Here is a 14,204-nt window from a genome sequence, read left to right as displayed (position 1 = left end):
TCTCGACGTTCATTCCGCAAGGGAATCACGGCCATTCCGGAAGGGAATCACGGCGCGCTGTCGATCACCGGGACAAGTGAGGTGATCATCGGACAGCACGGGGCCTTGCGGCGGAATACGACATTCCCCTGGTGAGACGGCGGAATTGGCGCATAATCGTCGACACGCGGCTCGAAACAAACCCTTGTGCCGCGCCGGATCACGCATGCGGGGGGCATCGTGATGATGAGGGACCACCGAACGAGCGGAACACCGCCCGCCACCTCCACCGAGCTGTCCGCGCTGCTCACCGCTGTGCGGCGGGGGCGGGTGTTGACCGTCACCGGCCGGTGTCACCAGCCGCGCAGCGCGTTGGTGCGGGACATCGCCCGGCGGCTCACGTCCAACTTCTGCGACGGCGCCGCCGTGGTCACCGTCGGCGGGGAGGGCAGCGTACGGGAACTGGTGTCCGCGCTGGGCCGCGTGCCCGGGATGCCGTTCCCGCCGTACGGGACCGCGAACGCCGCCTCGTGGCTCGCCGAGCGGGACATGCTGCTGGTCCTGGACGACAGCGACCGGCTGGACGCCGGGACGCTGGACTGGCTGCGGACGCTGCTCGCCGTCGCACCCGGACTGCGCATCCTGGCCGCCGGGCGACAGCCCCTGGCCGTGGGACAGGGGCGGGTGCACCGGCTCTGACCGGGCCGCTCCCGCCCCGCGCTTCAGGCGCCTCCCGGCAGCGGATACGGGTCCGCCCCGGCCGGGCACGAGGCCGGCCGGGGCGGTGCACACCGCGTTCGCGGGTCCCCGCAGGGGCCCGGACGGGATCAGCCCAGGAGCCGGAGCGCCTGGTTCAGCGTCGCGGAGGGACGCATCACGGCCTCGGCCTTGGCCGGGTCGGGCTGGTAGTAGCCACCGATGTCGGCCGGGGAGCCCTGGACGGCGTTCAGCTCGGCGACGATGGTCTCCTCGGACTCGGAGAGCGTCTTGGCCACCGGCTCGAAGGCGGCCGCGAGCTTCGGGTCGTCGATCTGGCGGGACAGCTCCTGCGCCCAGTACATGGCCAGGTAGAAGTGGCTGCCGCGGTTGTCGATGCCGCCGAGGCGACGGGTCGGCGACTTGTCCTCGTTGAGGAAGGTGCCGGTCGCGCGGTCCAGGGTGTCGGCCAGCACCTGGGCGCGGGCGTTGCCGGTGGTGGTGGCGAGGTGCTCGAAGCTGGCGGCCAGGGCGAAGAACTCGCCGAGGCTGTCCCAGCGGAGGTAGTTCTCCTTGACGAGCTGCTGGACGTGCTTGGGGGCGGAGCCGCCCGCGCCCGTCTCGAAGAGGCCGCCGCCGGCCATCAGCGGGACGACCGACAGCATCTTGGCGCTGGTGCCCAGCTCCAGGATCGGGAAGAGGTCGGTCAGGTAGTCGCGCAGCACGTTGCCGGTCACCGAGATGGTGTCCTCGCCGCGGCGGATGCGCTCCAGGGAGTACGCGGTGGCCTTGACCGGGGACAGGATCTCGATGGTGAGACCGTCGGTGTCGTGGTCGGCGAGGTACGTCTTGACCTTGGCGATCAGCTGCGCGTCGTGGGCGCGGGTCTCGTCGAGCCAGAACACGGCCGGGGCGCCAGTGGCGCGGGCGCGGGTGACGGCGAGCTTGACCCAGTCCTGGATCGGCGCGTCCTTGGTCTGGCAGGCGCGGAAGATGTCGCCGGCGGCGACCTCCTGCTCCAGGACGACGGCGCCCGCGGCGTCGACGAGGCGGACGGTGCCCGCGGCGGCGATCTCGAAGGTCTTGTCGTGGCTGCCGTACTCCTCGGCCTTCTGGGCCATGAGGCCGACGTTCGGCACCGAGCCCATGGTGGCCGGGTCGAAGGCGCCGTGGGCGCGGCAGTCGTCGACGACGACCTGGTAGACACCGGCGTAGCTGCTGTCGGGGAGGACGGCGAGGGTGTCGGCCTCGGCGCCGTCCGGGCCCCACATGTGGCCGGAGGTGCGGATCATGGCCGGCATGGAGGCGTCGACGATGACGTCGGACGGCACGTGCAGGTTGGTGATGCCCTTGTCGGAGTCGACCATCGCGAGGGCCGGGCCCTCGGCGATCTCGGCGTCGATGGAGGCCTTGATGGCGTCGCCGTCGGGCAGGGCGCCCAGGCCGTTCAGGATGGTGCCGAGGCCGTCGTTGGGGGACAGACCGGCGGCGGCCAGGGTCTCGCCGTAGCGGGCGAAGGTCTTCGGGAGGAAGGCGCGGACCACGTGACCGAAGATGATCGGGTCGGAGACCTTCATCATCGTGGCCTTGAGGTGCACGGAGAACAGGACGTCCTCGGCCTTGGCGCGCTCGATCTGGTCGTTCAGGAAGGTGCGCAGCGCGTCGACGTGCATGACGGACGCGTCCACGACCTCACCGGCGAGGACCGGTACGGAGTCGCGCAGTACGGTGGTGGTGCCGTCGGCGGCGACGTGCTCGATGCGCAGCGTGCCGGCCTCGGCGATCACGGTGGACTTCTCGGTGGAGCGGAAGTCGTTGGCGCCCATGGTGGCGACGTTCGTCTTCGACTCGGGGGTCCAGGCGCCCATGCGGTGCGGGTGCGTCTTGGCGTAGTTCTTGACGGCGCCGGGGGCGCGGCGGTCGGAGTTGCCCTCGCGCAGGACCGGGTTGACGGCGCTGCCCTTGACCTTGTCGTAGCGGGAGCGGATCTCGCGCTCCTCGTCCGACTTCGGGTCGTCCGGGTAGTTCGGGAGGGTGTAGCCCTGGCCCTGGAGCTCGGCGATCGCGGCCTTCAGCTGCGGGATGGAGGCCGAGATGTTCGGAAGCTTGATGATGTTGGCTTCCGGGGTCTTCGCCAGCTCGCCGAGCTCGGCGAGGGCGTCGGCGATCCGCCGGCTCTCTTCCAGGTACTCCGGGAAGCTGGCGATGATCCGACCGGCCAGGGAGATGTCACGAGTCTCGACATTCACACCGGCCGTCGACGCGTAGGCCTGGATCACAGGCAGGAAGGAATACGTCGCGAGGGCCGGGGCCTCGTCAGTGTGCGTGTAGATGATGGTCGAGTCAGTCACCGGATGCTCCGCTCCACAGTCTGCGTCTCTCGTCTGCAACATTGCTCGACATCAAGATATCTCGTGATCGGGGCGGTCTGGACAGCCCCCTGCCACAAGACGGACGAGACACGTGTCACCTGGCGGCGGAACGACGAAAGGCGCCGCCCGCGCGTTCGCGGAGCGGCGCCGTGACGACTCAGGCGACTCAGGCGACTCAGGCCTGGAGCTGCTTGGGGCTCGGCCCGTAGCCGTTCGGGCCGGCGTCGCCCTCGATGGCCATGAGCACGATCAGGCCGATCCAGCCGACGAAGGGGATCAGTCCGACCAGGTACCACCACCCGGACCTGCCGGTGTCGTGCAGGCGGCGGACGCTGAGACCCAGGGTCGGGAGGAAGACGGCGATGTTGTAGATCCAGAAGATGACCGGGTAGCTGCCGAGCATGAAGTCGATCGCGATCAGGACGACCATGATCGGCAGGCTGACGAGCACGAACATCCAGTACTCCTGGCGGCGCGCCCGGCCGGAGAAGTCCGCGTACCGCTTGATGACGTCGACGTAGTAGTGCATGGGTCCCCCTGAGAACGACATCGATCGGCCCGCTCCACCCGGGAGGGGGCCGGGCCCGGGTTATGCCCTCGCCACGACACGCCCAAGCCGGAACCGCACGTATCGATTTGGCCAACTCGCTTGAATTTCAAGGAAGTTGGGAATAAAGGGGCGCATGGGTGTCGTGTGGTCCGGGATGACGGAAGTCTTACGGGAGGGCGTGCCTGCTCCCGCTCGACCGCCGGGCTCCGTAGCGTCCGGGGCATGCGCGTACTCGTCACCGGAGGGGCCGGGTTCATCGGCTCCCACATCGTCACCTCGCTGCGCCGGCACGGGCACGACCCCGTCGTGCTGGACGCACTCCTCCCGGCCGCCCATCCGGCCCCGCCCCCACCCCCGGAGGGCGACTTCCACCGCGGCGACGTACGCGATCCCGAGACCGTACGAGCGGCCCTGCGCGGGGTCGACGCCGTCTGCCACCAGGCCGCGATGGTCGGACTCGGCAAGGACTTCGCGGACGCTCCCGCGTACGTCTCCGCCAACGACCTCGGCACGGCGGTCCTGCTCGCCGCCATGGCCGAGGCGGGCGTGCGCGGACTGGTCCTCGCGGGCTCGATGGTCGTCTACGGGGAGGGCCGCTACGCCTGCCCGCGCCACGGCGTGGTCCGCCCCGGCCCCCGCACCCCGGCCGACCTGGCCGCGGGCCGCTTCGAACCGGGCTGCCCCGCCTGCGGGGCGCGGCTGTCCCCGGGGCTGGTCGACGAGGACGCCCCGACCGACCCGCGCAACGTGTACGCGACGACGAAGCTGACCCAGGAGCACCTGGCGGCAGCCTGGGCCCGCTGCGTGGATGGCCGGGCGGTGTCGCTGCGCTACCACAACGTGTACGGGCCCGGGATGCCGCGCGACACCCCGTACGCGGGGGTGGCCTCCTTCTTCCGCTCCTCGCTGGCCCGGGGCGAGGCGCCGCGCGTCTTCGAGGACGGGCGCCAGCGGCGGGACTTCGTCCACGTCCGGGACGTGGCGGAGGCCAACGTGGTCGCGCTGGAGGCGCTGACCGCCCCGGGCGCCCTGGCGCCGGGGGTGTGCACCCCGTACAACACGGGCAGCGGCGATCCGCGCACGATCGGTGAGATGGCCTCGGCGCTGGCCGCCGCGCACGGCGGTCCGGAGCCGGTGGTCACGGGCGAGTTCCGGTTGGGGGACGTACGCCACATCACGGCCGACTCGCGGCGGCTGCGCGACGAGCTGGGGTGGCGGCCCCGCGTGGACTTCGCGACGGGCATGAGGGAGTTCGCCCACGCCGCGCAGCGCCCGTCACCGACGCCGGCCTGAGTCGGCGCCGCCCCCGGTCCGCGCCGCCCCCGCTCCGCACCCCCCTGGTCCCCCCGGCGGGTTCAGGGGGCGCTCCCCCGTCTACCGTCTACGGGGCCGTGGGCAGCAGCGGGAGGGTGACCTCGAAGCGGCAGCCGCCGGGGACGTTGCGTACGGTGGTGCGTCCCGCGTGGGCCTCCACGATGCCGCGTACGATCGCGAGCCCCAGCCCCGCGCCCGCCGGGGGCGTGCGGGCGGCGGCGCCGCGCCAGCCGGTGTCGAAGACCCTCGACAGGTCCTCCTGCGGGATGCCGCCGCAGCCGTCCGTCACGGACAGCACCACGACGCCCTCGGGTTGCCCGGCGGCGGCGGTGATGGCCACCGTGCCGTCGGCGGGGGTGTGGCGGATCGCGTTGACCAGCAGGTTCGCGAGGACGCGGGTCATCTCCTTGCCGTCGACCTCCACGGGGACCCGTTCCACCCCGTCCCCCACGAGGCGGACGCCGTGCTCGCGCGCCAGCGGGTCGACCCCGGACAGCGCGTCCCCGACGAGGTCGTACAGCGACATGCGGCTCGGATTGATCGACAGGGCTCCGGCGTGGATGCGGGAGAGCTCGAACAGGTCCCCGACCATGGTGTCGAGCCGTTCGACCTCGGTGCGGATCTGCCGGTGGTAGCGGCCCGGATCGTCCGCGATCCCGTCCTCCAGCGCCTCCGACATGGCCCGCAGGCCGGCCAGGGGGGTGCGCAGGTCGTGGGAGATCCAGGCGACCAGCTCCCGCCGGGAGGCCTCCAGGGCCTGTTCACGCTCGCGCGAGGCGGCCAGTTTGGCGCTGGTCGCGGCCAGTTCCCGCGACAGGGCGTCGAGTTCCGCGGTGGTCTGTCCGGGCGGAGCGGCGAAGTTGCCGCCGTCACCGAAGTCCCGTGCCGCCAAGGACAGTTCACGGCTGCGGGCGACCACCCAGCGGCCCAGCAGCAGCGCGGTGACCAGCGAGACCACGGCCGCCATGGCGACGACGGTGGTGACCACCCACAGGTCGTGGCGGGACAGGAACATGGCCTCGGCCACGGCCAGGGTCCCGGCGAGCATCGCCGTGACGGCGACGGCGGCGACCACCGCGAGGGAGACGGCCACCGAGAGGTGGCGCACCCGGCGCAGCACGAGCGCCCCGAGCCCGCCCGCGCAGACGGCTCCGCCGAGCGCGAAGAGGGCGATGAGCAGGATGTCGTTCACGCCGACTCCACCTCCACATCCGTAGCGGCGGCGCCGCCCGGCGTCCCGGTCGGGTCGAAGCGGTAGCCGATCCCCCACACCGTCCGGATCAGAGCGGGCCGCCCCGGGTCCTCCTCGACCTTGGCCCGGAGCCTGCGGACGTGCACGGTCACCGTCGAGAGGTCGCCGAAGTCCCAGCCCCACACCTCGCGCATCAGCTCCTCGCGCGGGTGCGCCCGTCCCGGATGCCGCAGGAAGTGCGCGAGGAGGTCGAATTCCCTCAAGGTGAGGGGCAGTTCACGGCCGTCGCGGGTGGCGCGGTGGGTCGCGGGGTCCAGTGTCAGGCCGGCGCCCGTCAGCAGTTCCGGTACGACGACCGGTGCCTGCGCCCGGCTGCGCCGCAGGACGGAGCCTACCCGCAGGACCAGTTCGCGGGGGCTGAAGGGTTTCGTGACGTAGTCGTCCGCGCCGACCTCCAGGCCGGTGATCCGATCGTCCTCGTCGCCCCGCGCGGTCAGCATGATCACCGGGACCGCGCCGGTCGCCCGCAGCCGCCGGCACACCTCCAGGCCGTCGATGCCGGGCAGCATCAGGTCGAGCACCACCAGGTCCGGGCGGGCCCCTTGGGCGGCGGCGAGCGCGGCCGGCCCGTCGGCGGCCACCTCCACGAGGTATCCCGCGCGGCGCAGGTAGCCGCAGACGACCTCGGAGACGGTCGGATCGTCGTCGACGACGAGGACCCGTGCGGGCGGCGCTTCCCTACTGCTGCTCATGCGGCCCAGCCTCCCACCCCGCCGCGCGGCGCGTCCGCCCGGAAGGGACCACAGGGGTCGACGTCCGCGTTTCGTAAGGAGTCGGCGCCCCTTTTCGGCCCCGGTGATTCCTACGGTGAATCCGTGACCGTGACCGTGAGCGTTGATGTCGTCCTCCCTTGTCTGAACGAGGCCCGTGCCCTGCCCTGGGTGCTCTCCCGCATTCCCGCCGGCTGGCGGGCCCTGGTCGTGGACAACGGGTCCACCGACGGCTCCGCCGACGTCGCCCGCGCCCTGGGCGCGACGGTGGTGTCGGAGTCCCGCCGGGGGTTCGGGGCCGCCTGCCATGCCGGGTTGCTCGCCTCCGAGGCGGACGTCGTCTGCTTCTGCGACTGCGACGCCTCCCTGGACCCGGGCCTGCTCACCGGCTTCGTGTCCGCCGTCGCCGCCGGCGAGAGCGATCTCGTACTGGGCCGACGGCGCCCGCGCGGCCGGGGCAGTTGGCCCGCGCACGCCCGCGCCGGGAACCTGGTGCTCGCCCGGCTGCTGCGCCGTCGTACGGGGCTGAAGCTGCGCGACCTGGGACCGATGCGGGCGGCGCGGCGTACGGAGCTGCTGGGGCTGGAGCTGACCGACCGGCGCTCCGGATACCCACTCCAGATGGTGGTGCGGGCGGCCGACGCGGGCTGGCGGATCCGGGAGGTGGACGTGCCGTACCTGCCCCGGACCGGGAAGTCGAAGGTCACCGGCACCTGGCGGGGCACCTGGCAGGCCGTGCGCGACATGAGTCGGGTGCTGGCGGAGCGGGCCGGCACGCACCACACCCCCGCCGGAGGTGTGCGGTGACGACGACCCTGCTCGTGATCGCGAAGGAGCCCCTGCCGGGTCGGGTCAAGACCCGACTGACCCCGCCGTTCACGCCCGTCGAGGCGGCGGCGCTCGCCGAGGCCGCGCTCGCCGACACCCTGGCCGTCGTGGCCGCGACCCCGGCCGCGCGGCGGGTCCTCGCCCTGGACGGCCGGCCCGGCCCGTGGCTGCCGGCCGGCTTCGAGGTGGTGCCGCAGCCGGCCGGGACCCTGGACGAGCGGCTCGCCGCCGCGTTCGGGGCCTGCGCCGGGCCGACCCTGCTGATCGGCATGGACACCCCGCAGGTCACCCCGGAGCTGCTGAGCGTCGAATGGGACGCGTACGACGCCTGGTTCGGGCCCGCCCTGGACGGCGGCTTCTGGGCGCTGGGCCTGGCGCAGCCGGATCCCGCGCTGCTGCGCGGGGTCCCGATGTCGACGCCGACGACGGGGGCCGCGCAGTACGAGCGGCTGCGCGCGGCGGGGCTGCGGATCGGCCGGCTGCCGGCGCTGCGGGACGTGGACACCGCCGAGGACGCCCGGCTGGTCGCCGCCGGCGCCCCGGCGGGGGCCTTCGCGAGGCTGCTGGCCGCGCTGGGACCGGCGGTGCGCCGATGACCGCCGCCGCGCCGTGGACGGCCGACCCGTACACCCTGGCCCTGCGCAGCGGGCGGGGCCCGCTCTACCTGCGGCGCGGGGACGGCTGGATGTTGCCGCTGGACGTGGAGCGGTGGTGCGAGGCCCCGGATCCGGCGGACTGGACGGTGCTGGAGCGCTGTCGGGGCGCGGTGCTGGACATCGGCTGTGGGCCGGGCCGGCTGGTGTCGGCGCCGGCCGCGCGGGGGCACCGGGCGCTGGGGATCGACGTCAGCCGGGAGGCGGTGGCCCGTACGGCTCGCGCGGGCGGCAGCGCCCTGCGCCGGTCGGTCTTCGAGCCCCTCCCGGCGGAAGGGCGTTGGGACACGGCCCTGTTGATCGACGGCAACATCGGCATCGGCGGGGACCCCTCGGCGCTGCCGGCACGGATGGCCCAGGTGCTCGGCCGGTCGGGGGCGCTGATCGTGGAGTGCGCGGACGTCGAGTTGGACGAGCGCTGCGAGGTGCGGGTGGCCGACGGCCGGGGCGGCCTCGGCGCCCCGTTCGCCTGGGCCCGGGTCGGCGCGCGGGCACTGACCTCGTACGCCGAGGACGCCGGCCGGTGCCGCGCGCACCACTGGCGCGGCGCCGGCCGGGTCTTCGTCGAGCTGCGTCGCTCCTAGCGGCCGCCCCTCGTGGTGTCCCGTCGGCGTCGGTCGCGGTGGCAGCGGGACAGGGCCGTGGCGGCCGTGACCGCCGCGACCACGGCGAGTACCACCAGCAGGTTCCGCCCGTAGGGCAGCGGCAGGGCCGACGGGTTGACGGGCGCACCAGGCCGCAGCAGCGCCGGCAGGGTCACCAGGACCAGCGCGCCGCCCGTGACCATGGCCCCGCGTACGAGTCCCCGTGCGGGCACGGCGGCGATCAGCAGCCCGAAGCCGAGCACGAGCGGGGCGAGGATCCCGTCGTGCAGGACGAGCGCGCCGGCGAGCCAGACGAGGACGTCGAGCGGGTCGGGCAGGCCCGCCACGAGCCGGATCCCGACCGCGATCAGCAGCAGTCCGAGCGCGCCGAGGGTGTAGCGGGCGGTCTTCACAGCACCTCCAACAGGGTGACCCACTTGGTCTGGAGCACGCCGGGCCGGTTCGGCGCGATGATCCGCGCGGGGTAGCCGTGGTCGAGCGAGAGCACCTGTCCGCCCAGTTCCAGCGCGAGCAGGGTCAGGGGGTCCTCGGCGTACTCGCGGCCCATCTCCATGACCCGGTACGAGCCGCTCACCTCCAGGGAGGTCACGCGCAGCGCGGCGCCCGGCGGGGCTCCGGCCCGCGCGAGGAGGTCGCGGACGCGCACCCCGCTCCATTGGGCCTCCTGGCTCCAGCCTTCGACACAGGCGATCGGCAGTCGGGCCGTGTGGCGGGGCAGGGCCCGCAGTTCGGGCAGCGTCAGGGTGTACGGGGTGGGGCCGCGCACCTCCAGGCGCCAGTCGCGCAGCCGGTCGGGGCGGACGCCGGCCGCGGCGGCGGTCCGGTTCACGGGCAGGCCCATCGGGCCGTGGTCGGGGTGGCGCGGGCCGAGCACGTCGGTGACCTTGAGGGGGGTGAAGGACTGTCCGACGGTGGTCAGGGTGACCGCGCCGACGGCCGCGCCGATGCCGAGGAGGAGGGAGCGTCGGTCGGTCGCGTCCTCGGCGGGCAGGGCGAGGGTGGCGGGCGAGCTCAGGCGCCAATGGGCCCTGATGTCGGGGGCCTTGACGGCGATGTGCAGCAGGATCGATCCGATCACCACCCAGCCGAGCGCGAAGTGCGTCTGGATGAACCCGAAGGGCCACGGGTACCACTGGACGATGTTCAGGAGGCCGGTGAAGACCTGCAGGACGGCGGAGGCCACCAGGAGGGCCACGGAGATCCGCTCCAGGGCGTGCCGGAAACCCCGCACGGGCGGCCAGACGTAGAGCCTCGGGTAGACGGTCCACAGTTTCGCGAGGAGCAGGACGATCGCGGCGAGGCCCGTACCGACGTGCAGGCCCTGGGTGAGGCGGTAGCCCCAGACGGGCCGGGTGGGCAGGTCGTCCGCGATCCAGGCGGGCGGGTGTTGGAGGTAGTGGCTGATCAGGCCGGTCACGAAGCACACGGCGAAGGCGGCGCCCAGCCACCGTCCGACGGCGGTGGCGGTGCGCGCGTCGTGCAGCTGGCCGGCGAAGGTGGGCGGCCGCACCCGCGCGAGCAGGCCGCGGGGACCGGTGTGAAGCCCCGGCGCGGACGGCCGCGACACGGGCGGTGTCGGGCGGGGCGACGGCTCGGGGGGCCCAGGGGGGTCGGGCGGGCGGTTCGGGCGGGAGGGGTCGGAAGGGGCGTCGCTCATGCCCCCCATCACACCGCCGGACGGCGCCGCGCGGGCCGTCCGACACCTTACGAAACGCGGACACCGGGCCCGGTCGCACCACCGGCCGCGCCCAGCGCTGCCAGGCTGCTGCCCATGGACCACCCCCGCTCCCGGATCCCCGTGGCCGCGACCCTCCTCCTGCTCGTGGCCCTCACCGCCGCGCTCGTGCCGACGGTGCGGCACCCCGGCTACCCCGCCGATCCCGGCGGGCTGACCGGGTGGTACGCCGCCGTCTGGGCGCTGTTCGGCGCGGCGCTGTTCGCGCTGCGTCGGACGCCGGCCCGTCTCGTCGTCCCGCTGGTCCTCGCCGGGGGGCTCGCGGTGGCCGCCACGGGGCTCGCGGGACCACCGCTGACCAGTACGGATTCCTTCCGGTACGCCTGGGACGGCCGGGTGCAGGCCGCCGGGATCTCCCCGTACGACCACGCCCCGGCGGAGCCGGCCCTGCGGGGCCTGCGCGACGACTGGCTGTTCCCGCGCACCCCGGCCGAGTGCGCGGGTGCGGACCGGGTCGCCGTCGAGCCGGGGGTGTGTACCCGGATCAACCGGCCGACGGTGCACACCGTCTACCCGCCCGTCGCCGAGGGGTATTTCGCGCTCCTGCACCGTCTGTCGCCGCCGGACGTGCGCCACAAGGCCCTCCAGATCGGCGGGGCCGTGCTGTCGCTCGGCGTGACCGGGGTGCTGCTGTGGATCCTGCGGCGGCGCGGCGCGGATCCCCGGTGGGCCGCGTACTGGGCGTGGTGCCCGGCCGTGGCGGTGGAGGCGGTGAACAACGCGCACGTGGACGGCCTGGCCGTCCTGCTGTCGGTGGCCGCGCTGGGGGTGGTGGTACGCCGCCGGGTCCTGGGCGGCGCCCTGTTCGGCCTGGCGATCGCGGCGAAGCTGCTGCCGGCCGTGCTGTTGCCGGGCGCGCTGGCCGGCGTACGGCGGTGGCGGGACGCGGCGGCGGTGCTGGTGCCCGCCGCGGCGGTGGCGGGTCTGACCTATCTGCCGTACGTCCTGGCCTCCCGCTCCTCGGTCTTCGGGTACCTGGGCGGTTACGCCGAGGAGGAGGGGTACGAGGACCCGGGCGCGGGCCGCCGCTACGCGCTGCTGCGGCTGGTCCTGCCGGACTCCTGGGCGCTGCCGGGCGTGGCGCTCGGAATGGCGGCGGTGGTCGCGTACGTGTGGCGGCGCGGGGATGCGGAGCGGCCGTGGAGCGGGGCGCTGCTGGTGACGGGTACCGCGTTCCTGCTGATGACGCCGGGGTACTCCTGGTACGCGCTGCTCCTGGTGGCGCTGGTGGCGCTGGACGGGCGGGCCGAGTGGCTGGGCGTGGCGGTCGCGGGGGCGGCGGCGTACGTGTCGGGGCGGGCGCTGGGTCCGGCGACGGTGGAGGTGGCGTACGGGCTGGCCGGCGCGGCGGTGCTCGTGGCCTGGGCGATGCGCCGCCGCGCCGGGGCCCTGGGCGACGAGCGGGCTCGCCCGGGGCGGGTCGGGGGCGGTCAGCCGATGTGGAAGGAGTCCCCGTAGACCTTCCAGTCCAGCGGGGTGTTGAGGTTCAGGTTGCCCTTCCTGAGGAAGACGCGCTGGGCGGTGTCGACGCGGCTGGTGTCGCTGTGCGCCTCCTCCTGCTTCATCGCCCACACGCGGGCGTCGAGGAAGGCGTTCAGCCAGGTGGTCTCGTTGCCGCCCTGGGCCGGGGGCTTGGCCTTGGACAGGGCGCGCTTGCGGATGTTGCGGAAGCTGGTGGAGTCGGTGCCGTCGCCGTGCATGACGATGGCGTCGTAGTAGATGAACTGGCCGAGGGTGCCTACGCCGTCGGACTTGCCCTGCTTGACGGACGGGTTGAAGTAGACCCGGTCGCGCTCGTGGTCCTGGGCCTTCTTGAAGGCGCTGTCCTGGGCCGCCTTGGCCCAGTCCTTGGTGAAGTCGGGGTCGAGGCCCTTGTGCGAGTCGGTGCCGTCGACCTTGCGCAGGGCGGGGAGGTACTTGGCGAGTACGTTGCCCGGCTTGACCTCGGTGTAGTACTCGACGAGGTCGAGCATGTCGCCGGTGCCGGAGCAGAAGCCGATGATGCCGGCGGTGTAGCCGCGTCCGTCGCCTATGTCCTCGATGTACTTGTACTGCGCCTTCCAGTCCAGCGAGGAGTTCTCGGCGCTGGAGACGATCTGCATGGCGATCTCCTTCTTCGCCGGATCGTCGAGGCCGGTCGCCGCCGCGGCGGCGTGGTGCGTGGCGGGCACGGTCCGCGGGGAGTCGGTCGCGTGCGCCGCGGCGGGGGCGGCCAGCAGGGCGGCGGCGAGTACGGCGCCGACCGTCATGGTCTTTCGGTGAGCGGTGAACACGGGTCCTCCATACGGTGGTTGGGCGTTCCCGATTCCGTTAGGAAACTTTCCTACCAGACAACGGGAGTCGCCGATACCCCATGCGCACCGCAGGAAGCGCCGATCCCGGTCAGAGCCAGCCGTTGCGCCGGAAGCCCCGGTGGATGGCGAAGCAGGCGACGGCCATGACGGCGAGGACGGTCGGATAGCCGTACTGCCAGCGCAGTTCCGGCATGTGCTCGAAGTTCATGCCGTACACCCCGCAGACCATGGTCGGGACGGCGACGATGGCCGCCCAGGCCGTGATCTTGCGCATGTCCTCGTTCTGAGCGACGGTCACCTGCGCGAGATGGGCCTGGAGGATGGAGTCGAGCAGGGCGTCGTAGGCCGTGATCTGCTCGGTGGCCCGGGTCAGGTGGTCGGCCACGTCGCGGAAGTAGGCGCGGACCTGCGGCGGGACGACCGGTATCGGCTGCGTGGCCAGGTGCTGGAGCGGTCGGTCGAGCGGGGCGACCGCCCGCCGCAGTTCGAGGAGTTCGCGCTTGAGCTGGTAGATGCGGCCGGCGTCGCCCCGGCCGCCGTGCTCACTGAACACGGCCGTCTCGACAGCGTCCAGATCGCTCTGCACGGCGTCCGTCACGGCGACGTAGTCGTCGACGACGTGGTCCGCCATGGCGTGCAGCACGGCGGCCGGGCCCTGCGCCAGCTGGTCCGGCTCGGCCTCCAGGGTCTCGCGGACGGGGCCGAGGGTGCCCTGTCCGCCGTGCCGGATGGTGATCACGAAGTCCGTGCCGACGAAGGCCATCAGCTCGCCGGTCTCGACGACCTCGCTGGTCGCCGTCAACTCGTCGTGCTCGACGTAGCGGACGGTCTTGAAGACGGCGAAGAGGGTGTCGTCGTAGCGCTCCACCTTCGGCCGCTGATGGGCGTTGACGGCGTCCTCGACGGCCAGGGGATGCAGTCCGAACAGGGCCGCCAGGCCCGCGAGTTCCGCCTGCGTGGGCTCGTGCAGACCGATCCAGACGAAGCCCTCGCCCGCCTTGCGGACCCGGCGCAGGGCCTCCTCCACCTCCGAGCAGCCGTCCTGGCGGGCGCCGTCCACGTAGACGACGCAGTTGACGACGGCGCTGCCGAGGGGGGAGCGGGCCGGGTGACTGAGGTCGACGGCCCGTCGGTAGCCACGCCTCACGGCGCGGCGCAGGTTGCTGAACATGGACACGGACGTACTCCCCTTCGGCGGATCAGCGGCCAGTCTGCC

General features: G+C 73.2%; 14 protein-coding genes. 6 read left to right on the top strand and 8 right to left on the bottom strand.

Annotated elements, in window-relative coordinates; all coding sequences use genetic code 11:
- Positions 1-219: 219 nt before the first annotated feature.
- Positions 220-678 carry a hypothetical protein gene (locus M4D82_RS28535; protein WP_249769524.1) on the top strand — a complete coding sequence of 153 codons (459 nt, stop codon included), beginning with the start codon at positions 220-222 and terminating at the stop codon, positions 676-678.
- A 128-nt stretch (positions 679-806) separates the two neighbouring features.
- Here M4D82_RS28535 and M4D82_RS28530 read toward each other — a convergent pair whose 3' ends face one another.
- A complete protein-coding gene (locus M4D82_RS28530; protein WP_249769522.1) occupies positions 807-3,026 on the bottom strand; it encodes an NADP-dependent isocitrate dehydrogenase in 2,220 nt (739 codons plus the stop codon).
- 196 nt (positions 3,027-3,222) lie between these two features.
- Entirely contained in the window at positions 3,223-3,576 is a 354-nt protein-coding gene (locus M4D82_RS28525; RefSeq protein WP_249769520.1) for a DUF805 domain-containing protein, read from the bottom strand.
- 243 nt (positions 3,577-3,819) lie between these two features.
- Between M4D82_RS28525 and M4D82_RS28520 the strand changes: the two genes are divergently transcribed.
- Positions 3,820-4,890, top strand: a complete 1,071-nt coding sequence (locus tag M4D82_RS28520) for an NAD-dependent epimerase/dehydratase family protein (RefSeq protein WP_249769518.1) — start codon at positions 3,820-3,822, stop codon at positions 4,888-4,890.
- 88 nt (positions 4,891-4,978) lie between these two features.
- Here the strand turns inward: M4D82_RS28520 and M4D82_RS28515 are convergent, their stop codons facing one another.
- Positions 4,979-6,103: a sensor histidine kinase gene (locus M4D82_RS28515; RefSeq protein ID WP_249769516.1), complete on the bottom strand. Its 1,125-nt coding sequence runs from the start codon at positions 6,101-6,103 to the stop codon at positions 4,979-4,981.
- Positions 6,100-6,855, bottom strand: a complete 756-nt coding sequence (locus M4D82_RS28510) for a response regulator (protein ID WP_249769506.1) — start codon at positions 6,853-6,855, stop codon at positions 6,100-6,102. The genes M4D82_RS28515 and M4D82_RS28510 overlap by 4 nt, the downstream gene beginning before the upstream one ends.
- A 123-nt stretch (positions 6,856-6,978) precedes the next feature.
- On the opposite strand from M4D82_RS28510, the gene M4D82_RS28505 reads away from it, so the two are divergent.
- From M4D82_RS28505 to M4D82_RS28495, 3 genes are read left to right on the top strand one after another with little or no spacing between them, the layout of a single operon-like run.
- Positions 6,979-7,680, top strand: coding sequence for a glycosyltransferase family 2 protein (locus M4D82_RS28505; RefSeq protein ID WP_249769495.1), 702 nt, complete (start codon positions 6,979-6,981; stop codon positions 7,678-7,680).
- Positions 7,677-8,297, top strand: coding sequence for a TIGR04282 family arsenosugar biosynthesis glycosyltransferase (locus tag M4D82_RS28500; protein WP_249769493.1), 621 nt, complete (start codon positions 7,677-7,679; stop codon positions 8,295-8,297). The genes M4D82_RS28505 and M4D82_RS28500 overlap by 4 nt, the downstream gene beginning before the upstream one ends.
- Positions 8,294-8,938, top strand: coding sequence for a class I SAM-dependent methyltransferase (locus tag M4D82_RS28495; protein WP_249769491.1), 645 nt, complete (start codon positions 8,294-8,296; stop codon positions 8,936-8,938). Before M4D82_RS28500 ends, M4D82_RS28495 begins: the two co-directional genes overlap by 4 nt.
- Here M4D82_RS28495 and M4D82_RS28490 read toward each other — a convergent pair.
- Positions 8,935-9,351, bottom strand: coding sequence for a hypothetical protein (locus tag M4D82_RS28490; protein ID WP_249769489.1), 417 nt, complete (start codon positions 9,349-9,351; stop codon positions 8,935-8,937). The two genes, M4D82_RS28495 and M4D82_RS28490, sit on opposite strands and share 4 nt — an antisense overlap.
- Positions 9,348-10,469 (bottom strand): molybdopterin-dependent oxidoreductase, encoded by a 1,122-nt coding sequence (locus tag M4D82_RS28485; protein ID WP_249769487.1) that lies wholly within the window; start codon positions 10,467-10,469, stop codon positions 9,348-9,350. The genes M4D82_RS28490 and M4D82_RS28485 overlap by 4 nt, the downstream gene beginning before the upstream one ends.
- A gap of 261 nt (positions 10,470-10,730) precedes the next feature.
- On the opposite strand from M4D82_RS28485, the gene M4D82_RS28480 reads away from it, so the two are divergent.
- Entirely contained in the window at positions 10,731-12,152 is a 1,422-nt protein-coding gene (locus tag M4D82_RS28480) for a glycosyltransferase family 87 protein (protein ID WP_249769485.1), read from the top strand.
- Here M4D82_RS28480 and M4D82_RS28475 read toward each other — a convergent pair.
- Together M4D82_RS28475 and corA are read right to left on the bottom strand one after the other, a co-directional pair.
- On the bottom strand, positions 12,125-12,943 hold the full coding sequence (locus tag M4D82_RS28475; protein WP_249772230.1) for a chitosanase: 819 nt from the start codon (positions 12,941-12,943) through the stop codon (positions 12,125-12,127). The genes M4D82_RS28480 and M4D82_RS28475 overlap by 28 nt on opposite strands.
- A 133-nt stretch (positions 12,944-13,076) precedes the next feature.
- The gene (corA, locus tag M4D82_RS28470; RefSeq protein ID WP_249772228.1) at positions 13,077-14,159 is read right to left on the bottom strand and encodes a magnesium/cobalt transporter CorA; all 1,083 of its coding nucleotides are present in this window, start codon (positions 14,157-14,159) and stop codon (positions 13,077-13,079) included.
- Between the last annotated feature and the right edge of the window lie 45 nt (positions 14,160-14,204).

The organism is Streptomyces sp. RerS4 (assembly GCF_023515955.1).
Taxonomy (GTDB): Bacteria; Actinomycetota; Actinomycetes; order Streptomycetales; family Streptomycetaceae; genus Streptomyces.
The sequence above is the reverse complement of the archived record's forward strand: the minus strand, read 5'-3'. Positions and strand labels throughout refer to the sequence as shown.